The organism is Clostridium thermosuccinogenes (assembly GCF_002896855.1).
Lineage (GTDB): Bacteria > Bacillota > Clostridia > Acetivibrionales > DSM-5807 > Pseudoclostridium > Pseudoclostridium thermosuccinogenes.
Window position 1 is genome coordinate 4,051,185 of record NZ_CP021850.1, and the last position, 19,480, is coordinate 4,070,664.

Below are 19,480 nucleotides of genomic sequence, written 5' to 3' on the forward strand. Positions count from 1 at the left end.
TCCTGTGCTTTTTCCTAAAGCCTATCAGAAGGGAACTCCGGACAGCTACGCAAACTATGTGGGAATTTTCTATACAAATACTCCTGCCAGATGATTTGTTAGCCACATATTCGTTTCACCTATGGCAAGATGGCTGCTTTCTATCTGCGGCAGTAACCCAAGCAGCCGCTCAATCATGTGGAATACCTTTGTTTCTATCATCTCCAGCTCATTGACAAACTTGCCATAATACCTGTACAGTATAGCTCTTAATGCTCCTGCAGCTTGCCGCCCCCGTTGCCTGAATTCTTCTACCCACCGCCTTAATGTGGATATGCTGGCGGCAGTCTCAATCTCCTCAAGAGGTATACCGTCCTCCTGGTCCCGAAGGACCAGCTCGCTATCACAAGCCGAGTAATGCTTATACGGCCTGATGAAATCCGGTATGATTGCATGTGTCTTCCCACACTTGCTACAGATTACACGGAATATGTTAATCCATTCAATTTCCTCGCCCATATGCACATGACGTGCATATCTGTCATGAAAGGTTGTTTTCCCGCCGCATTTCGGGCATATCAACTCCAGCCTTTCCAAAAATTTTAAACAATTTCTGCGATACTCCTTAACATTCCGCCCCAGATATGCTATTATCATATTACAAATGTGTTAAAGGGCTTTGAGGGTTAGGTGCTGGAACACTTAACATATATATTCAAAGCTCTTATCATATCCTCCTTTTTTTCTTCCAGGAAGATATTAGCATACGTGCAAACGGTCACGCAACTTGAGCAACTCCGGGACATTTATCCGGGGCAGAAACACCAATCAATAATAATTTTAGGACGACTTTCTGTTATATCTATTAATTCATTCATATCAATGTAAATATGTTTAGATGCTAGAAGGTATTTAAAAATGAATAAGCCTGTTCCATCTGATACATTATTTTCTTTATCAAAGTCAGAAGTTATTTTTCTGATTGAATGTTTATTATCTCTAAATTTATCAATTAGAATGTTGCAATAATTCTCTAATGAATTTTCTGTTAAGCCTCTTTCTTCATAGGTATACAAACTTGAGTGTATCCACTCTATGTTTTTTACCATTTTAGTAGGTATTTCTTTTTGGGTAATTATGCCAAAATCAATTTGTTTTGCTGCCCAATATCTTCTTTCTATTTCCAGTCTTTCCAACACGGACTTTTTCCCTAACTCACTCGATGATTTTACTGTCCTTGCAATATATTTGTGATTTCGTAAAGTTAGTAGAAATGTAGTTGTTAGTATATATGGAGGCTCTCTATTAATAAAAAACTCTTGTTTAAGGTCTTTATTGTCTTTTACCACCTCTACTAAATCTAAAAGTGGATAATGTTCTCTAATATCTACTATTTCATCATCCCATTCAAACATGTAGAAACATCTGGTTTGAATATCTGAAAAGAAATGATGTATTCTGTTTGTCTTCCAGCCTTTTATACGTGAAACCCTGCCTTTTGACGGGAAGTCTTGTATAGATAACCAGGGCTTATAGGAGGCTAATTCCCCTGCACCACGGTTTTCAGACAGGAATCTTTTATACTTTGCCATAGTCCAAGAAGTATCTCTTTTGGCCATATAAACCTTCCTTTCTTTCACACTTCTTGGATGTGATGTTAACGTAGTATACTGGGATTTTCAACAGGGATAATGCTTTATTTTATATAGAAAACTTATTAAACGGCTGAATATTGGCGTTTGTTTATTTGAAATTTTTTTCTGAGATTTACCCTTATTTTTATTTCATTTTTTATTTATTACTATGTGTAGTTACAAATAAGTTTGCTCACGTAGTTACAAAGTTTGCTCGTGATGAAATGTAGTTGTTGCAATGCTTCTCGCCCATAAGTTACTTTGAGAGACAAAGTTTGCTCTCGGGTTTTATTACCTTAAAAAATATAAAAAAAGATATAAAAAATGAGAAAATTACAAGCGAGTTTGCTCGTGAGCAGTGAAGAATGACAAAGTTTGCTCGTGGAAGGTAATGAGTATTCATACGCAGGGTATAACCTACGGGAGGAAATATCGAAACCACCTACACATACGAATTATACAGGCTTACGAGGGATTACAACTGCGTCCGTTTAGCATATTTTTATTTATTTCTATATCTATTTTTGAACACAAAAAAACCGCCAAAGGTTTTTATACCTATGACGGTTTTGTAAACTCGCAAACAAACTTTGTAAGTTTGAACAAACTCGAGTGTAAATAAACAAAAGAATTACCTCTTGGAGAACTGAGGTGCCCTTCTCGCTTTTTTGAGACCGTATTTCTTTCTTTCCTTCATTCTTGGGTCTCTAGTAAGAAAACCGGCTTTCTTCAACGTAGGTCTGAACTCTTCGTCAGCCTTGAGCAGAGCCCTTGATATACCGTGCCTTATAGCACCGGCCTGACCGGTAAAGCCTCCGCCTACAACCTTGCATATTACATCGAATTTGCTTTCAGTACCTGTCAGCACCAAAGGCTGTTTTACTATAACTTTAAGGGTATTGAGCCCAAAATAATCGTCCAAGCTTCTATCATTTATGATAATATTCCCATCTCCGGGAACAAGTCTTACTCTCGCTACAGATTTTTTCCTTCTACCAGTTCCGTAATATTGCACCTTCGCCATGATCATTCTTTCCTCCCTTCACAAATCATATGTTGAGTTCAAGCACTTCTGGTTTTTGTGCCTGATGCTTATGCTCTCCGCCTGCGTATACCTTAAGCTTCCTGAACATTGCCCTTCCCAGGCTGTTCTTGGGGAGCATACCTTTGATTGCAACTTCCAACACCTTCTCCGGTCTCTTTGCCAGGAAATGGCGATAAGGTATTTCTTTAAGACCTCCCGGATAACCGGTATGATACCTGTATAATTTCTTATCAAGCTTCTTACCTGTCAAAACTATCTTTTCAGCATTGATAATAATTACATGATCACCGGTATCAACATGCGGTGTATAATTGGGCTTATGTTTTCCTCTCAATATTTTGGCAACTTCACTTGCCAGTCTTCCCAATGGTTTGCCTTCTGCATCGACAACATACCACTTTCTCTGAACTTCTTCGGCTTTCGCCATGAAAGTTTTCATGGAATCTCTAACCTCCTCAAAACTACTGATAGTGAATATTTATAAAAATTTAATACCTTCAGTTCAGTGCTACTACTTTACAGTGTAAACCTACATATTTAAACAATTCCCATAAGGTAGTAAATGAATTGAACCAAACTTTCGACACCTTAACATTTTAATATAGACATAGATAACATGTCAAGGATATTTTGCAAAGAACTTAATTTATCTCCTGCTTTCTCTCTATTTTAACCATATTATATCAATATCTCACGTATAATCGTCCGCCATACCATTTTTTTAGAACCAAAATCAAGACAAAGTCATGGATTTTGCAGTCTTTATTGGGTATTACGTTTTTAAATAGAGATAAGCTCAAGCAAGCTTCATTTTTTCCATCCGGTGGAGGTAAACCATAATGCCCATGCAGCACCACCCTTCTTCGTCAGAAGTACACTTCCACCAGATACAGACCATGGGCGGGAGCGGTTTGACCTGCCCTCCTCCTGTCGCGGCTCTCTATAATGGCAGGTATGTCATCGTATTTTATTTTTCCGTTTCCCACATATATTAATGTGCCTGCAATAATCCTGACCATATTATATAGAAATCCGTCTCCGGACACCTCCAGCTCAATAAGCTTTGAATCCTTACTGCATGGCCCGGGCAGAGCATTGCTGTTTTCCGAAATGGAAATTCCGGTGATGGTCCTTTCCGACGTTTTAGTATCGCTTCCGGAAGCTCTGAAAGCTGAAAAATCATGCCTTCCCAAAAAGTAAGGCAGAGCTTTTTGCATAGCCTCAATATCCAGGGGCAGATGAACCAAGGCAGCACGATTTCTGAGAAGAGCTGAAGGTTTACGGGAGTTGTATATCAAATACCTATACTTTTTACCCTTGCTGGAAAACCTCGCATGAAAGTCCGGGCTGACATCTTCTGATTCTCTGATGACAATATCCTCGGGCAGCAGGTTGTTTAATGCGTAAGCAAATTTTTCCCCGGGAATCCCCGAATTGGTGTGAAAATTCGCTACCTGCCCCAAAGCATGCACTCCCACATCGGTTCTGCTGCTCCCCACCAGGTCGCAGTCTTCCCCCGTTAAACTTTCTATGGCTCTTTTAACTACATCCTGCACTGTAACTGCGTTTGTCTGACTCTGCCATCCATGATAGTTCGTTCCGTCATATTCTATTGTCAGCTTAATATTGCGCACGCGTCTGACACCCCTGTGACTTAATTCATTGTGCTAGTAGTGCTGTTACAAAGTAATACGAAAAATTACTGGTTTGAATTCAGCTGATTGAAACTGTGTAAAGTAATGCGGTTATGCAAAACCGGCCCCAAATCCGGCCGATTTGGTAAATATCGTCCTTATAAGTCTTACCCTGCATTACTATTCTGTTTTCATATCCTTTTTGAATTCTGCATTCATACATCTAGTATGTACAACAAAAAGGCGGGATTATCCCGCCCATTCATCCATTCTATAAACGGTGGAATTGCCCCACCTATGATGCCTTTTGGCTCTTAGTCCTTACCAAGCATGGCAGCACCAACTATGCCCGCATCATTGCCCATCTGGGCTACTTTTATATCGGGAAGGGGTATTTCCTGAGTATAAACTCTTTCCCTTACCATCTTTCTCAACGGTGCCAGGAGGTATTCGCCTTCTTTGCAGACTCCGCCGCCGATAACAATTACTTCAGGCATGAACAAGTTAACCATATTAGCCAGGCCTTCTGCCAGATATTTAATATATTGGTCGACAAGCTGCTGCCCAATCTTATCTCCCTGACGAGAAGCATCAAAAGCTGTTTTCGCATCAATCTTTGAGAGATCACCGTCTACCAGTTTGTTAACCAGTGATTCCGGATGCTCCTTTGCAGCTTTGCGGGTCTCACGGATAAGTGCTGTTGCCGATGCATAAGCTTCCCAGCATCCTTTCCTTCCGCAGGTGCACTGCTCACCATCTACTACTATGGTCATGTGTCCCGGTTCAGAAGCTGCAGAGTTAAATCCGCTGTAAACTTTTCCGTTGATAACTACGCCGCCGCCCACTCCGGTACCGAGAGTGATGGTAACAGAGTTCTGCAATCCTTTTGCGGCACCGGCCACGCTTTCTGCCAATGCAGCTACGTTTGCATCGTTTCCAATATATACCGGAAGGTCAATATACTTCTGCATTTCCGCCCTTAACGGCACATTGTAAAATCTGAGGTTGTTGGCATATACCAGGATGCCGTTTTTCTCATCCGGAGTTCCAGGGCTTCCGATACCTATTGATTTTACGTCTTTCAAATCCACTCCGGCGTCCTTGATGACCTTCAGGGACAGCATAGCCATATCTTTGACTATTTCGGGATACTCCCTTTCCGTTCTGGTTGGAGTGCTGTCTTTTTTGATGATTTTGCCTTCTTCATCCACCAAGCCGACAGCGATATTGGTTCCTCCAAGATCAATTCCTATATAATACATAAAATACCTCCCAAAATACTAATTTTTTGGTTTCACCGCTGAAATTATATCTGTATATTATCATAAATTACAGGCAAAATAAATAGTTATTCGCAAACTACATGTACTGCAGATATAACACTGCTGCCGAAAATATGAGTGTGACAGCGCTTATTCCGTAATCTCTTCCCGTCAGCTGCAGCTGTTTCATGCGCGTCCGTCCTTCGCTTCCTCTGTAGCATCGAGCTTCCATGGCATTGGCCAGCTCATCGGCTCTTCTAAAGGCGCTTACAAACAAAGGCACCAATACCGGTATGAAACTCTTGGCTCTCTGTATCAGATTTCCTGTGTCAAAATCCGCTCCCCTTGCGGCCTGGGCTTTCATTATCTTATCCGTCTCCTCCAGGAGGGTGGGTATAAACCTCAGGGCAATAGTCATCATCATCGCTATTTCATGGGAAGGAACTCCAAAACGCTTAAAAGGGTTCATAAGCTTCTCTATGCCATCCGTCAGCAGAATGGGAGTGGTGGTCAACGTCAGAAGGGATGCCGTCATTATGAGGAGCGACAGCCTCAAGGTCATTTTAATGGTCATATCCACACCTTCATGAGTGATCTTCAGGAAACCAAACTGGAAAATAGGAGTCCCACGCCCTGAAAACAGGTTTATCAAAGCAGTAAAAATAATTATGAACATCACGGGTTTCAAGCCCTTCAGTGTATATCGTATAGGTATTCCGGAGGACACAATAACAGCAAGAGTAAACAGGACAAAAAGCCCAAAGCCAGCATAAGTGTTAATAAGCAACAATATCACCATTAAAAACACCGTCAGCAAGATTTTTGTCCTTGGGTCAGCTTTATGCAAATATGACTCTCCGGGTATATATTGTCCTATGGTAATATCCTTAATCATTTTTCAGTCTCCCCAGATACTTTGAAATTTCTTTTTTGGCTTCCTCTATAGTATATATTTTGTCATTTATTCCTGGTATGAAAGTTTTCAGCTTTTTCATGAGATATGTTATTTGCGGCGCTGAAAGTCCTATCTCTTCAAGCCTCCACGGGTCGCTAAATATTTCTTCCGGGCTTCCGTCCATCTCTATGGTTCCATTATTCATAACAATTACCCTGTCCGCTATTTCGGCAATATCCTCCATGCTGTGGGAAACCAATATAATCGTAATCCCAAGTTCTCTATGCATCCGACGGATAATAGAAAATATTTCGTCCCTTCCCGCCGGGTCCAGTCCTGCAGTAGGTTCGTCCAGAATGAGTATTTTGGGGTTCATGACCAGGACTCCGGCAATGGCCACACGTCTCTTTTGCCCACCGGACAGTTCAAAAGGAGACTTGTCCAGCACACTCTCATCCAGTCCGACATTTTTAATCGCAGCCTTGACCTGTCTATCCACTTCCTCTTCCGACATGCCATATTTCAGCAAGCCAAAAGCTACATCCTTAAACACCGTCTCCTCAAACAGCTGATGCTCCGGGTATTGGAAAACTATTCCCACAATCCGCCTTAATTCCTTGAGGTCCTTATTCCGCGTATCAATGCCGTTTATTCGGACACTTCCTGACGAAGGCTTCAATAAACCATTCAAATGCTGTATGAGGGTAGACTTGCCGGATCCGGTGTGTCCTATAATACCGACAAATTCTCCTGATTCTATTTTAAGGTTGATACCGGAAAGAGCAACCTTTTCATAAGGAGTGCCTTTCATATATATATAGCTTAAATTATCTATTACTATGGACATTAATTCCTCCATAAATTATTCAAATAATTACTTTTCCCTTAAGGTTATTTCCACCAAAACCTCTGGACAGAACATTATAATTATATAATAATGAAATCATAATACAAGTAGATGAGATATAAAGCAATATTAAAATAACCAGTAAAATACAGCAACAGGTAAATAATTATTACTGCAAGAGGAGCGAGATATGAGCGAGCATTATTATACGGAAAATCCTTCATCAAAATTAATAGAGAAGCAGTTTTCATTCAGCATAAAGGACAAAACACTGCACTTTAAATCAGTAAGCGGTGTATTCGCCTTCTCCGAAAAGGTGGATAAGGCTTCCCAGCTCCTGATAAAAGCATTTTCACCATCAGGTACGGATGTGCTTGACCTAGGATGTGGCTATGGAGCCATAGGGCTTTTTATTAAAGCTCTGTTTCCGGATCAAAAGGTTTTATTAAGTGATATAAACTCCAGAGCTATTGAATACGCAGCCTTGAATGCCCGGGAAAACAATTTGGAGGTTGAACTGGTAAAAAGCGATCTTTTTAGCAACTTACCTCAGGCAGCTTTTGATGATATAGTTTCCAATCCACCGATTGCCGCCGGTAAAAAGCTGAACACCGAACTGATCCACCAATCCTATGAGCATTTGAGGCCAGGCGGTTCCCTGTGGCTTGTCGCTTTTCACAACAAGGGTGGCTCCACCCTCAGGAACATTATGTCAGACCGGTACGGCAATGTCCAGGATGTGGTCAAAAGCGGCGGTATAAGAGTTTACCGTTCGTCCAGAACCGAATGACAAGGAGCACTGCCGTCTTGTCGGTACAATGGGCTGGAACCCACGTTATTTTTCTATAAGGTTGTTAATTACGGTCAATACATCCTTATAACGACATTTTCAATTTTCCCAATACACTTTTTGCTATGCAAAACATAGCCATCCCCGTATGGTTTTATTGGGATTTCATTGCTTTAGCCAGCACCCTGCCGGCATCCTCCACATTAAGCACGTTTGTGGGGAAACTATACCCTTCCTTATTCAGCTCATAAAAAAGCTCGGTCACCTGGGGAACATCCAGACCCAGATTTTTTATGCCCGGTACGTTGGAAAACACATCCCCGGGCTTTCCATCCATCACTATACTGCCGTTGTCAATTATTATAACCCGGTCTGCTTCCGCTGCCTCATCCATATAATGGGTTACATGGATTATGGTGATATTTTCTTCCTTATTGAGTTTTTTCAGCACTCCCATAACTTCTCTTCTACCTACCGGGTCCAGCATGGAAGTAGCTTCGTCCAGAATTATGCATTCCGGTTTCATAGCAAGAATGCCGGCAATAGCCACCCTCTGCTTCTGACCTCCGGACAGCAAATGGGGAGCATTTTTCTTCAATTCGTAAATACCCACAGCTTTCAGGGACTCGTCCACGCGCTTTCTGATTTCTGATGGTTCAACACCCATATTTTCGGGCCCAAAGGCTACATCCTCCTCAACCACTGTGCCCACTATCTGATTATCCGGATTTTGGAACACCATGCCGGCACTCCTCCGGATTTCCCACAGCCGGTCGGGATCCCTGGTGTCCATTCCCTTTACCAGGACAGTTCCCTCCGTCGGTATCAGAAGAGCATTCAAAAGCCTTGAAAAGGTTGATTTGCCGGAGCCATTCCTGCCTATAATAACAACAAACTGTCCCTTTTCAATCTTCAAATTTAGACTGTTCAAGGCCTTATGATCCTTTATTGCCTCCTGATCCGATTTATATATATATGATACATTTTTTAACTCAAACATTTTATCGCTCATATTTATTTTCCTATAACCTGTCTATATAAAATTAGGGATTATGCTGAACCAAGTTCCGCTTAATCCCATAGCAAACAATATTCTTATGTTATTTTACACCAATTCGAGAATTACAACCTCAGCAGCATCGCCTCTTCTTGGTCCAAGCTTGTATATCCTTGTGTAGCCGCCATTCTTTCCTTTATATTTTGGCGCTATTTCGTCGAACAACTTGTCAACAACATTTATAGGCTTGCCGTTCTCGTCTTTAACTCTGTAAACCCAGTTAATTGCCTTTCTTCTGGCATTCAGCCTTGAAGGGCTGTCAACAGTAACCATATCGGTTTTTATCTCTCTGTCAACCACTTCATACTTTCTGCCATTCTTGGATGTAACTGTTTTAGTTATCTTCCTGCCGTCGCTGTCCAATTTTGCTTTGCTGACCTTTACCTGTTTAGAAGTAAAATTGTCAACTTCGCTTACAGCAATCGATATCAGTTTTTCTGCAATATTTTTAACTTCCTTGGCTCTAGCCTCAGTAGTTTGGATCTTACCGTTCTGCAACAAGGATGTTACAAGGCTTTTTAAAATCGCCTTCCTTTGGTCTGTAGGACGACCAAGCTTTCTTTGTAGTGCCATTAAATTCCCTCCCTTACCTGATCCTGGCAACAGGCAGCAGTCAGCTATAAAATCTGAAACATGCATGCTCTGCTCTAATGGTATTTAGTTTACCCTATTGCCTTTATTTTCAGTATTTTAGTTATTTTTTGCTAAGTATACTGCCTGCTTGTCATAGCGGCATAATCATTCTTCACTGGGTGCAAGCGATAACCCTAAAGCACCAAGCTTTTGAAGTACCTCTTCAAGAGACTTTCTTCCGAGGTTCCTTACCTTCATCATATCCTCTTCCGTCCTGTTTGTCAGGTCTTCTACCGTATTTATACCTGCTCTCTTCAAGCAGTTGTACGACCTTACGGAGAGATCCAGTTCCTCAATAGTCATCTCAAGAACTTTTTCCTTCTTGGTCTCTTCCTTTTCCACCAATATCTCAGCATGTTTTGCATGATCTGAGAGATCGATGAAAAGGTTCAGGTGTTCGCTCAATATTTTCGCCCCAAGGCTTATTGACTCGTCCGGCTTTATGCTTCCATTTGTCCAAACTTCCAGAGTAAGCTTGTCATAATCTGTAAACTGGCCAACACGGGTATTTTCTACAGTATAGTTGACCTTTCTGATCGGTGTATAGATCGAATCAACCGGAATAATACCTATTGGCTGACCAGGTTGCTTGTTGTTCTCAGCGGAAACATATCCTCTGCCTTTGTTGATGGTCAACTCCATGTACAGCCTGTGGTCACCATTCAACGTAGCTATATGATGATTTGGATTAAGAATCTCCACATCGGCATCAGCTTTAATGTCTCCGGCAGTAACCTCTCCTTCACCATCAGCATCAATATAAACTACTTTGGGGCCTTCTCCGTTAAGCTTAAAGGATATCTCCTTAATGTTCAGGATAATTTCCGTGACATCCTCAATTACTCCAGGTATGGTGGAAAACTCATGCAAAACACCGTCAATCTTTATTGATGTTACAGCAACACCCGGCAAAGATGACAAAAGTATCCTTCTCAATGAGTTTCCCAGTGTGATTCCATATCCTCTTTCCAGAGGTTCCACAACAAATTTCCCGTAAGTGTTATCCTCACTTGTGGCTACACATTCAATCTTTGGCTTTTCCATTTCCATTACCAACAAACCCTCCCTTAAGTAAACTTTAAAATTTCTGAGGGCAACTGATTCATAAAATCCAATGCGGTCTATCTATAATAAATTCAAATTTAACTTCAGTTGCTGTTCCAAGAATATCGGTGATAAAACATCTAACCACCAGATATTACTTGGAATATAGCTCAACAATAAGGTGTTCACTGATAGGCAGGTCTATATCCTCTCTTGATGGCTGTGCAACTACCTTTCCAGTTAAATTCTCAGCATCAAATTCCAACCACTTTGGAACAAGTCTTCCGTTGGTTGCGTCCAACATAGCCTTAAATTTGGGTGAACTCTTGCTTTTGTCGGTAACAGCTATAACATCCCCAACTTTAAGAAGATATGAAGGTATATTTACCTTTTTACCGTTTACAGTAAAATGAGAATGTCTGACGAGCTGCCTTGCTTCAGGTCTAGACATAGCCAGACCAAGCCTGTAGACAACATTGTCGAGTCTGCTTTCCAATATTTTAAGAAGGTTTTCACCTGTAACACCTTTAGTTTTTAATGCCATTTCAAAATACTTTCTGAACTGGCTTTCAAGAACTCCATAGAATCTTCTTGCTTTCTGCTTTTCGCGAAGCTGAAGACCATATTCGGACAATTTCTTTTTATTCTGTCCATGCTGTCCGGGAGCGTATGCTCTTCTAGAAATTGCGCATTTATTTGTATAGCATCTTTCACCCTTCAGAAAAAGCTTTTCCCCTTCTCTGCGGCAGAGTCTGCAAGATGCTTCTGTATATCTTGCCATCTAAATTTACACCTCCAACGATATGAATTTACAATTGCTGATACAAACCTGCTTCACATACTGTCATCATCAATTGTAACCATCTTACATAAACATATAATATATAATGAACGTAGCTAATATCAAAATTACCAAAGAATAATCTACGGAAGGTTCATCAATATACCCGGCGAACCTTAAGCTGCATAATGGCACATGGTCCAAAGCCGCTATACGATGAGTAGTACTGCCTTGAGCTTTTCTTATAAGCATTTTTCTTATAAGAAAGGCTATCCGTAAATATTCTTAAAATAAGTTGAACTTATAACGTGCCTTCGATATGCGACGTTGACTTCCTATATCGACGCAAACTTGTACACGCCAACCTGAATATTACACTCTTCTTCTCTTAGGAGGCCTGCATCCATTGTGAGGAATGGGAGTTACGTCCTTTATCAGGCTCACTTCCAGACCAGCAGCCTGTAATGCTCTTATGGCAGCTTCCCTTCCTGAACCTGGTCCTTTTACATATACTTCTACATATTTCAGGCCGTGCTCCATAGCAGCTTTTGCTGCTGTTTCTGCAGCCATCTGAGCAGCAAAAGGTGTGCTCTTTTTGGATCCCCTAAAGCCCAATCCACCTGCGCTTGCCCATGATATTGCATTTCCTGCTGTATCTGTCATTGTTACAATTGTATTATTAAATGAAGAACGGATATGCGCTGCACCACGTTCGATATTTTTACGTTCTCTTCTTTTTCTGGTGGTTTTCTTTGCACCAGCAGCTTTTGTCGCCATTCAGATTTCAACCTCCTTTATTTCTTTCTTTGTACACCAACGGTTTTCTTTGGACCTTTTCTCGTTCTGGCATTAGTTTTGGTTCTCTGTCCCCTGACAGGCAGACCCAGTCTGTGCCTTCTTCCTCTATAGCATCCTATCTCAATAAGTCTCTTGATATTGAGGGCTACCTCTCTTCTGAGGTCACCTTCAACTTTATATTCCTTGTCTATAACTTCTCTCAGCTTTGCAATTTCATCATCAGTCAAATCTCTGATCCTTGTATCTGGGTTGACGCCGGTTTTAGCCAAGATTTCATTTGCTTTAGCCCTACCTATTCCATATATATACGTCAAACCAATTTCTGCCCTTTTTTCTCTGGGCAAATCAACTCCGGCGATACGAGCCATTAGTTTTTACACCTCCAAGTTAAAATCTCATCTTTTCAGTTTAAATAATTGTAGTTTTTATAATAAACACCTCAGGACATGATTAATGTTGCACAATATTTTGCACCCCATTATATCATGCAGCCGCTCCCGGATGTAATATTACTTGTGAATGTTGAATACTTAAGCCTGTAAGGTTTCTAGTCAACTGCCAACTTCAGCCGGCAGTTGACAACAAGCAAGTTAAAATTATATTAAATAATTTGCCTGTTGTCAACTGCCGACCATATTCCGCAACGCTAACCTGCGCATTAACCCTGCTTCTGTTTGTGCTTCGGGTTTTCGCAGATAACCATGACTCTGCCTTTTCTTCTTATTATTTTACACTTTTCGCATATAACCTTAACAGATGGCTTTACCTTCATTATAACCCCTCCTTCGACTATTCCTTCTCGTTAGTATCAAATCATGCTATTATACGTTACTTTGTATTAGCGCTTATTTGGCTCTCCATGTTATCCTGCCTCGGGACAGATCGTAGGGCGAGAGCTCTAAAGTTACTTTATCTCCCGGTAAAATCCTGATAAAATTCATCCTTAACTTACCGGAGATATGTGCCAGAACCTTGTGACCATTCTCCAGTTCTACTTCGAACATAGCGTTTGGCAGAGCTTCCACTACCGTTCCCTCTACCTCAATAACATCTTCCTTGGACAAAACCAAAAACCTCCTTTATATAGGCTTTCATATCAACTATTCATCGTTCCGTCAAGTTCAGCTAATGCTTTTCTTATATCTGCATTTGATACCTTTTGCCCGGTCAAAAGCCTGTTGCCTATGCTTTCAATTACCGTTTCCGACAGTTCCAGATGCTTTTTCTTTTTCTTTTTGGGTTTTTCAATTCTTCTTAGGTTTCCATCAGATATCAGCACGTACATGCTATCGACAATGCCTACTACCACAAACCTTTTGCCTGCGTCTCTTCCGGCTTTTGAGAAGACCACCTGTCCTAGGACAGTATCCAATTTTAATCACCTCAACCAACTATGCACTCATTAAAGTATAGTCAGAATAATAGGCTCCCCATCGGTAACAGCTATCGTATTTTCATAATGGGCAGATAAGCTTCCGTCTGCAGTTACAACAGTCCAGCGGTTCTTAAGCAGCTTTACCTGGTATCCTCCCTGATTTACCATCGGTTCAATAGCCAACGTAAAACCAGGTTCAAGACGAGGACCGCGTTCTCTTGTCCTGAAATTAGGAATCTGAGGTAGTTCGTGCATTTCCCGGCCTATTCCATGACCAACATAGTCCCTGACTACAGAATACCCGTTCTTTTCTACATGGTCCTGAATAGCTGCCGAGATATCAACTATCCTTTTGCCTTTCACCGCATGTTTGATGCCCTCGAAAAAACTCTCTTCAGTTACCTTAATCAACCTTTCAGCCTCAGGGGTTATGTCTCCTATGGCAAAAGTCCTAGCTGCATCCGTATGAAAACCTTCATAATATACGCCGATGTCAACACTTATAATATCTCCATTTTTTAACTGTCTTAAACCGGGGATACCATGGACAACTTCATCATTGACCGATGCGCAAATGCTTCCCGGAAAGTCGACAGCGCCAGGAAGCCCTTCATAGCCTTTAAATGATGGTATCGCTCCACTCTTTATTATAAACTGCTCTACTAGGCTATCGAGCTCCTGGGTTGTCACCCCCGGCTTCGCAGCCTCTTTCACCTTTTCTAAAGCAGCGGCAAGAATCTTCCCGCCTTTTTTCATTATTTCTAACTCACTTTTTGATTTTATGGATATCATACTTCCAACACCTTATTGCTTTCTTATGAAGACATCTTTTGCCTGAAACTATCCAGAGAGCTGAACAGTTCTCCGGTAGTATCCTCTATCTTATCCCTACCTGTGACAGTCAGTATTTTTCCCTGTTTTTCGTAGTAGTCTATCAAAGGTTCTGTCTGAGCATGATAGGTTTGAAGCCTCTTTATGACAGTCTCTTCCCTGTCATCCTCCCTTTGCACCACTGCTGTACCACATCCGGAACACTCCCCATTCTTTCCGGGAGGATTATAATCCGTATGGTAACTCATTCCGCAGCTCGGGCAAACACGCCTGCCAGACATCCTTCTTACTATTTCGTCATCAGAAACATAAATATTGATAACTGCGTCCAACATGATACCCATATCTTCCAGTGCTTTATCCAAATACTGAGCCTGCGGTATTGTTCTTGGAAATCCATCCAATATAAAGCCGTTCCTGCAGTCAGGCTGCAAAAGTCTGTCTTTTACAATGCCGATTGTGATTTCATCAGGAACCAGCAAACCTTTATCAATATATTCCTTGGCTTTCTTGCCAAGTTCCGTTCCTTCTTTTATATTGCTCCTGAATATATCACCGGTAGATATATGAGGTATATTAAACCTTTCCGACAGAATAACTGCCTGAGTACCTTTACCGGCGCCAGGCGCACCTAGCATAATAAGTCTCATAGCTGCCTCCAAACAATCAATAAAAACAAGAATACAGAATGAAGATCCAAATATGTATATCCCCTATTTGAGTCTTCATTCCTCTTCTTTAAAAGTTTTATTCCAGGAATCCCTTGTAGTGTCTCATAAGCATCTGTGATTCTATTTGCTTAACAGTATCCAGTGCAACTCCGACTAAGATCAGCAAGGAAGTTCCTCCAAACCATATACCTTGAATTTTGAATATTGCTCCGAATATAGTTGGGAATATAGTAATTAAAGCCAGAAACAAACCACCAAACCATGTAAGTCTGTTTAAAACTTTAGATATATAATCGGAAGTAGGCCTTCCCGGCCTGATACCAGGAATAAATCCACCGTTCTTTTTCATATTGTTGGCAATCTCAACAGGGTTGAACTGAATGACAGTATAGAAGAATGTAAAGAACATGATCAATACTGCATTTATCAATGCGAATCCAATACCCTGCTGAATATCCTTAAACCATAATACAATCGGGTTTGTTGAGTTCGGCGCAAAAAATGATATCAAAGTTGAAGGCAAAGAAGTGATGGACATGGCAAAGATTATCGGCATAACACCTGCCAGGTTTACCTTTATCGGTATATGTGTGCTTTGTCCACCGTATACCTTCCTACCCACGACCCTCTTTGCATACTGTACGGGAATTCTGCGCTCAGCCTCATTCACCCATATGACAGCTGCCATAACCGCTATAAATAAAGCTACAAGAGCGATGATCGCTAATATACCGAGAAAACCTTTTCCGAGAGTACCAGCGGTGTAATAGTTGGCAATAATTATGGCCGCCCGGGGACCTCTGGAAACAATACCAGCAAATATGATAAGCGATATGCCGTTTCCTACTCCGGACTCCGTGATTTGCTCACCAAGCCACATCAGGAATGCCGTACCGGCAGTAAAAGTGAGAGTGATTGTAATATAGCTGATGACTGACCTTCCCCCAATTATTGCGCTGGACAGCCCGAAATACAAACCGGTGGCCTGAAGAAATCCCAGAGCGACAGCCACATATCTGGTATACTGGGCTATAAGCTTTCTTCCTTCTTCCCCTTCTTTGGCCAACTGTTCAAGTTTAGGAATTGCAACTGTCAACAGCTGCATTATGATGGATGAGTTGATGTATGGTGTTATGCTCATAGCAAAAATTGATGCTGATTGAAAGGCACCACCCGAAATAATATCAATATATCCAAAAAGTTGGCCTCCGGAACTAGCCAGTCTTGCAAACACATCAGCATCTAACCCGGGAACAGGAATATGAGCTCCTATTCTGTAAATAACCAGCATTAAAATAGTAAACAACATCTTCTTTCTCAGGTCAGGAATCTTCCAGGCATTCCTTATTGTTTCCAGCATACCACCCATACTATACCACCTCGGCCTTTCCTCCTGCAGCCTCTATTTTTTCCGAAGCTGACTTAGTAAATTTAGCAGCTTGTACCGTAAGTTTCTTTGTGAGGTCTCCGTTTCCTAAAACTTTAACGCCATCAAGAACCTTCTTTACAAGTCCGCTTTCTTTTAGTACATCCAGAGTAACAACCGCACCGTCTTCGAAAATATTCAAGTCTGAAACATTTATCTCAGCATACTTAGTTGCAAATAACTTGTTGTTGAATCCTCTCTTGGGAATTCTTCTGTACAAAGGCATTTGTCCGCCTTCAAAGCCGCGTCTTACACCGCCGCCGGCACGGGCATTCTGGCCCTTGTGTCCTCTTCCGGCAGTTTTACCATTTCCGGATGCGGGTCCTCTGCCTTTCCTATAAGGTGCCCTCTTTGCACCTTCAGCAGGCTTTAACTCGTGAAGTTTCATGATTTGCACCTCCTTTATATTTCCTCAACCGATACCAGATGGGAAACCTTATTTATCATACCTCTTATCTGAGGGTTATCTTCATGTTCTACAGAGCTTCCTATCTTTTTCAGACCGAGAGCTTTAACTGTAGCAACCTGTTTTTCCTTTGCCTTGTTTATCCCTCTTACTAAAGTAATCTTTAACTTAGCCATTGAAGTGCCTCCTAACCCTGAATCTCTTCTACAGTCTTTCCGCGCAGTCTAGCCACTTCCTCAACTGTCTTTAACTGTGAAAGAGCATCGATAGTTGCATTTACCATATTTATAGGGTTATTTGAACCCAGGGACTTAGTTCTTATATCTCTTATTCCGGCAAGCTCCAAAACCGCTCTGACGGGACCTCCTGCAATAACTCCCGTACCTGGGGCAGCTGGTTTTACCAGAACCTTGCCTGCACCAAACTCACCAATTACTTCGTGAGGAACGGTTGTTTCCACGATCGGAACCTTTATAAGGTTCTTTTTCGCATCTTCAATTCCCTTCCTTATAGCGTCAGGAATTTCAGCAGCCTTACCCATTCCAGTTCCTACGTGACCATTTTCGTCTCCTACAACAACCAGGGCACTGAAACGGAAATTTCTACCGCCCTTAACAACCTTTGTTACACGGCCTATATTAACAACCTTTTCTTTCAGATCCAATGTACTAGCATCAATGCGTTGCAATATCTTTCACTCCTTTCACTAAAATTTTAAGCCGGCTTCCCTTGCACCTTCTGCAAGTTCTTTCACTCTTCCGTGATAGATATAACCGCCTCTGTCGAATACAACTGACTCAATACCTTTGTCCAGTGCCTTCTGCGCAATCAGCTTTCCAACTTCCCTAGCAGCTTCTTTATTTCCGCCGTACTGAAGTTTTCCTTTTAAAGCTTCATCAAGGCTTGATGCGGCAACCAGTGTTCTTCCGCTTTTATCGTCAATTATCTGGGCATATATATTTTTCAAACTTCTGTAAACATTCAATCTTGGGCGCTCCGGAGTACCGCTTACCTTTTTGCGTACCCTCAGATGCTTCCTAAGCCTTGCAACGTTTTTACTTGGCTTTTTTATCATTTATCTCACTCCTTCCTACTTCTTACCTTTGCCGCCGGTCTTACCTTCTTTGAGTTTAACCACTTCGCCTTCATACCTTATACCTTTTCCTTTATAAACCTCAGGTTCACGCTTAGACCTGATCTTTGCGGCGAACTCTCCTACAGCTTGCTTGTCAATTCCCTTCACTACCAGTTTGTTTGGTGCAGGAACCTCAACTGTAATACCAGCCGGCTCCTCCATTTCTACCGGATGGGAATATCCCAAAGTAAGAACGAGTTTTTTACCCTGTTTTACAGCTCTGAAACCGACTCCGACAATCTCAAGATGCTTTTCATAACCTTTGGTTACACCTTCAACCATGTTATTTATGAGAGTGCGTGTCAAACCATGCAATGCTTTATGCATTTTATCATCACTTGGTCTCTGGACGGTAACAAAACCGCCATCAACCTTGATTATCATGTCTTTGTGAAATTCTTTTGTCAAAGTACCTTTGCTACCTTTTACGGTAACTACATTGTTATTGTCCACCTTTACATCCACACCGGAAGGTATGGCTATCGGCAACTTACCAATTCTAGACATTTGTTGCACCTCCAGTTCTTAAATTATGAGCAGTCATAACTGCACATCCGAGCAGTCACCGCTGCTCTTTTCAGAAACAATTTATCAACCTTTAGCTTATCATATCTTACCATACGAACGCAAGAACTTCTCCGCCAACACCGTTCTGTCTTGCCTTTTTATCAGTCATTATACCTTTGGAAGTCGATACTATCGCTATACCCAAGCCTCCGAGAACCTTTGGCAATTCATCCTTGGAAGCGTATACTCTCAAACCGGGCTTGCTTATGCGCTTAATACCTGTTATTACATTTTGCTTATTCGCTGTATATTTCAAAGTGATCCTCAATATACCCTGCTTGCCGTCATCAATATCTTCGAAGCCCTTTATATAACCTTCATCCAGTAATATCTGGGCAATTGCCCTCTTCATATTTGAAGCCGGCACATCAACTGACTCATGTTTTGCTGAACTAGCATTTCTAATTCTGGTCAACATATCAGCAATTGCATCTGTTATCTGCATATGCTTAACCTCCTTTCAACGATTGAATTACCAACTTGCTTTTTTAACACCGGGTATCTGTCCTTTATAAGCCAAATCCCTGAAGCATAGACGGCATACGCCGAACTTCCTCATGTATGCATGAGGCCTTCCGCATATTTTGCACCGGTTGTATGCCCTGGTGCTAAATTTTGGGGGTCTCTGCTGCTTTATGATCATTGATTTCTTTGCCATGCGTTATTCCCT

At 41.5% G+C, this 19,480-nt stretch carries 28 protein-coding genes; 1 reads left to right on the top strand and 27 read right to left on the bottom strand.

The window, feature by feature from the left end:
• Positions 1 to 69: 69 nt before the first annotated feature.
• The 8 genes from CDO33_RS17700 to CDO33_RS17735 form a co-directional block, all read right to left on the bottom strand.
• The gene (locus CDO33_RS17700; protein ID WP_103083291.1) at positions 70 to 636 is read right to left on the bottom strand and encodes a DUF6431 domain-containing protein; all 567 of its coding nucleotides are present in this window, start codon (positions 634 to 636) and stop codon (positions 70 to 72) included.
• Positions 637 to 785: 149 nt separating this feature from the next.
• Positions 786 to 1,598 carry a TnsA endonuclease C-terminal domain-containing protein gene (locus CDO33_RS17705; RefSeq protein WP_103082565.1) on the bottom strand — a complete coding sequence of 271 codons (813 nt, stop codon included), beginning with the start codon at positions 1,596 to 1,598 and terminating at the stop codon, positions 786 to 788.
• Positions 1,599 to 2,244: 646 nt separating this feature from the next.
• Positions 2,245 to 2,637, bottom strand: a complete 393-nt coding sequence (rpsI, locus tag CDO33_RS17710; protein WP_103082567.1) for a 30S ribosomal protein S9 — start codon at positions 2,635 to 2,637, stop codon at positions 2,245 to 2,247.
• A gap of 25 nt (positions 2,638 to 2,662) precedes the next feature.
• Entirely contained in the window at positions 2,663 to 3,097 is a 435-nt protein-coding gene (gene rplM, locus CDO33_RS17715) for a 50S ribosomal protein L13 (RefSeq protein WP_103082564.1), read from the bottom strand.
• Between the two features lie 427 nt (positions 3,098 to 3,524).
• On the bottom strand, positions 3,525 to 4,292 hold the full coding sequence (gene truA, locus CDO33_RS17720; RefSeq protein WP_103082563.1) for a tRNA pseudouridine(38-40) synthase TruA: 768 nt from the start codon (positions 4,290 to 4,292) through the stop codon (positions 3,525 to 3,527).
• Positions 4,293 to 4,606: 314 nt separating this feature from the next.
• On the bottom strand, positions 4,607 to 5,554 hold the full coding sequence (locus CDO33_RS17725) for an ROK family protein (RefSeq protein ID WP_103082562.1): 948 nt from the start codon (positions 5,552 to 5,554) through the stop codon (positions 4,607 to 4,609).
• Between the two features lie 97 nt (positions 5,555 to 5,651).
• Positions 5,652 to 6,449: an energy-coupling factor transporter transmembrane component T family protein gene (locus CDO33_RS17730; protein ID WP_103082561.1), complete on the bottom strand. Its 798-nt coding sequence runs from the start codon at positions 6,447 to 6,449 to the stop codon at positions 5,652 to 5,654.
• Positions 6,442 to 7,296: an energy-coupling factor transporter ATPase gene (locus tag CDO33_RS17735; protein WP_103082560.1), complete on the bottom strand. Its 855-nt coding sequence runs from the start codon at positions 7,294 to 7,296 to the stop codon at positions 6,442 to 6,444. The genes CDO33_RS17730 and CDO33_RS17735 overlap by 8 nt, the downstream gene beginning before the upstream one ends.
• A gap of 190 nt (positions 7,297 to 7,486) precedes the next feature.
• Between CDO33_RS17735 and CDO33_RS17740 the strand changes: the two genes are divergently transcribed.
• Positions 7,487 to 8,086: a class I SAM-dependent methyltransferase gene (locus tag CDO33_RS17740; protein WP_103082559.1), complete on the top strand. Its 600-nt coding sequence runs from the start codon at positions 7,487 to 7,489 to the stop codon at positions 8,084 to 8,086.
• Between the two features lie 154 nt (positions 8,087 to 8,240).
• Here the strand turns inward: CDO33_RS17740 and CDO33_RS17745 are convergent, their stop codons facing one another.
• The 19 genes from CDO33_RS17745 to CDO33_RS17835 all read right to left on the bottom strand — a co-directional run bounded on the left by CDO33_RS17745 (position 8,241) and on the right by CDO33_RS17835 (position 19,468).
• On the bottom strand, positions 8,241 to 9,098 hold the full coding sequence (locus CDO33_RS17745; RefSeq protein WP_103082558.1) for an energy-coupling factor transporter ATPase: 858 nt from the start codon (positions 9,096 to 9,098) through the stop codon (positions 8,241 to 8,243).
• A 93-nt stretch (positions 9,099 to 9,191) separates the two neighbouring features.
• Positions 9,192 to 9,716, bottom strand: coding sequence for a bL17 family ribosomal protein (locus CDO33_RS17750; RefSeq protein WP_103082557.1), 525 nt, complete (start codon positions 9,714 to 9,716; stop codon positions 9,192 to 9,194).
• 165 nt (positions 9,717 to 9,881) lie between these two features.
• On the bottom strand, positions 9,882 to 10,826 hold the full coding sequence (locus tag CDO33_RS17755) for a DNA-directed RNA polymerase subunit alpha (RefSeq protein WP_103082556.1): 945 nt from the start codon (positions 10,824 to 10,826) through the stop codon (positions 9,882 to 9,884).
• Between the two features lie 148 nt (positions 10,827 to 10,974).
• Positions 10,975 to 11,601, bottom strand: coding sequence for a 30S ribosomal protein S4 (gene rpsD, locus CDO33_RS17760; protein ID WP_103082555.1), 627 nt, complete (start codon positions 11,599 to 11,601; stop codon positions 10,975 to 10,977).
• A 372-nt stretch (positions 11,602 to 11,973) separates the two neighbouring features.
• Positions 11,974 to 12,378, bottom strand: coding sequence for a 30S ribosomal protein S11 (gene rpsK / locus CDO33_RS17765; RefSeq protein WP_103082554.1), 405 nt, complete (start codon positions 12,376 to 12,378; stop codon positions 11,974 to 11,976).
• A 17-nt stretch (positions 12,379 to 12,395) separates the two neighbouring features.
• On the bottom strand, positions 12,396 to 12,767 hold the full coding sequence (gene rpsM, locus CDO33_RS17770) for a 30S ribosomal protein S13 (RefSeq protein WP_103082553.1): 372 nt from the start codon (positions 12,765 to 12,767) through the stop codon (positions 12,396 to 12,398).
• 290 nt (positions 12,768 to 13,057) lie between these two features.
• Positions 13,058 to 13,171, bottom strand: a complete 114-nt coding sequence (gene rpmJ, locus CDO33_RS17775) for a 50S ribosomal protein L36 (RefSeq protein WP_103082552.1) — start codon at positions 13,169 to 13,171, stop codon at positions 13,058 to 13,060.
• Between the two features lie 73 nt (positions 13,172 to 13,244).
• Positions 13,245 to 13,463, bottom strand: a complete 219-nt coding sequence (gene infA, locus CDO33_RS17780; RefSeq protein WP_103082551.1) for a translation initiation factor IF-1 — start codon at positions 13,461 to 13,463, stop codon at positions 13,245 to 13,247.
• Positions 13,464 to 13,495: 32 nt separating this feature from the next.
• Entirely contained in the window at positions 13,496 to 13,771 is a 276-nt protein-coding gene (locus tag CDO33_RS17785; protein WP_103082550.1) for a KOW domain-containing RNA-binding protein, read from the bottom strand.
• Positions 13,772 to 13,801: 30 nt separating this feature from the next.
• Positions 13,802 to 14,566 (bottom strand): type I methionyl aminopeptidase, encoded by a 765-nt coding sequence (map, locus tag CDO33_RS17790; protein ID WP_103082549.1) that lies wholly within the window; start codon positions 14,564 to 14,566, stop codon positions 13,802 to 13,804.
• A gap of 23 nt (positions 14,567 to 14,589) precedes the next feature.
• Complete coding sequence (locus CDO33_RS17795) at positions 14,590 to 15,255, bottom strand: adenylate kinase (protein WP_103082548.1); 666 nt, start codon at positions 15,253 to 15,255, stop codon at positions 14,590 to 14,592.
• Positions 15,256 to 15,352: 97 nt separating this feature from the next.
• Positions 15,353 to 16,645 (bottom strand): preprotein translocase subunit SecY, encoded by a 1,293-nt coding sequence (gene secY, locus CDO33_RS17800; RefSeq protein ID WP_103082547.1) that lies wholly within the window; start codon positions 16,643 to 16,645, stop codon positions 15,353 to 15,355.
• Between the two features lies 1 nt (position 16,646).
• On the bottom strand, positions 16,647 to 17,090 hold the full coding sequence (gene rplO / locus CDO33_RS17805; protein WP_103082546.1) for a 50S ribosomal protein L15: 444 nt from the start codon (positions 17,088 to 17,090) through the stop codon (positions 16,647 to 16,649).
• 14 nt (positions 17,091 to 17,104) lie between these two features.
• Entirely contained in the window at positions 17,105 to 17,284 is a 180-nt protein-coding gene (gene rpmD / locus CDO33_RS17810) for a 50S ribosomal protein L30 (RefSeq protein ID WP_103082545.1), read from the bottom strand.
• Positions 17,285 to 17,295: 11 nt separating this feature from the next.
• Positions 17,296 to 17,796 (bottom strand): 30S ribosomal protein S5, encoded by a 501-nt coding sequence (gene rpsE, locus CDO33_RS17815; protein WP_103082544.1) that lies wholly within the window; start codon positions 17,794 to 17,796, stop codon positions 17,296 to 17,298.
• Positions 17,797 to 17,814: 18 nt separating this feature from the next.
• Positions 17,815 to 18,183, bottom strand: coding sequence for a 50S ribosomal protein L18 (gene rplR / locus CDO33_RS17820; protein ID WP_103082543.1), 369 nt, complete (start codon positions 18,181 to 18,183; stop codon positions 17,815 to 17,817).
• A 15-nt stretch (positions 18,184 to 18,198) separates the two neighbouring features.
• A complete protein-coding gene (gene rplF / locus CDO33_RS17825; protein WP_103082542.1) occupies positions 18,199 to 18,750 on the bottom strand; it encodes a 50S ribosomal protein L6 in 552 nt (183 codons plus the stop codon).
• A 106-nt stretch (positions 18,751 to 18,856) separates the two neighbouring features.
• The gene (gene rpsH / locus CDO33_RS17830; protein WP_103082541.1) at positions 18,857 to 19,255 is read right to left on the bottom strand and encodes a 30S ribosomal protein S8; all 399 of its coding nucleotides are present in this window, start codon (positions 19,253 to 19,255) and stop codon (positions 18,857 to 18,859) included.
• Between the two features lie 27 nt (positions 19,256 to 19,282).
• Complete coding sequence (locus CDO33_RS17835; RefSeq protein WP_103082540.1) at positions 19,283 to 19,468, bottom strand: type Z 30S ribosomal protein S14; 186 nt, start codon at positions 19,466 to 19,468, stop codon at positions 19,283 to 19,285.
• Positions 19,469 to 19,480 lie beyond the last annotated feature (12 nt).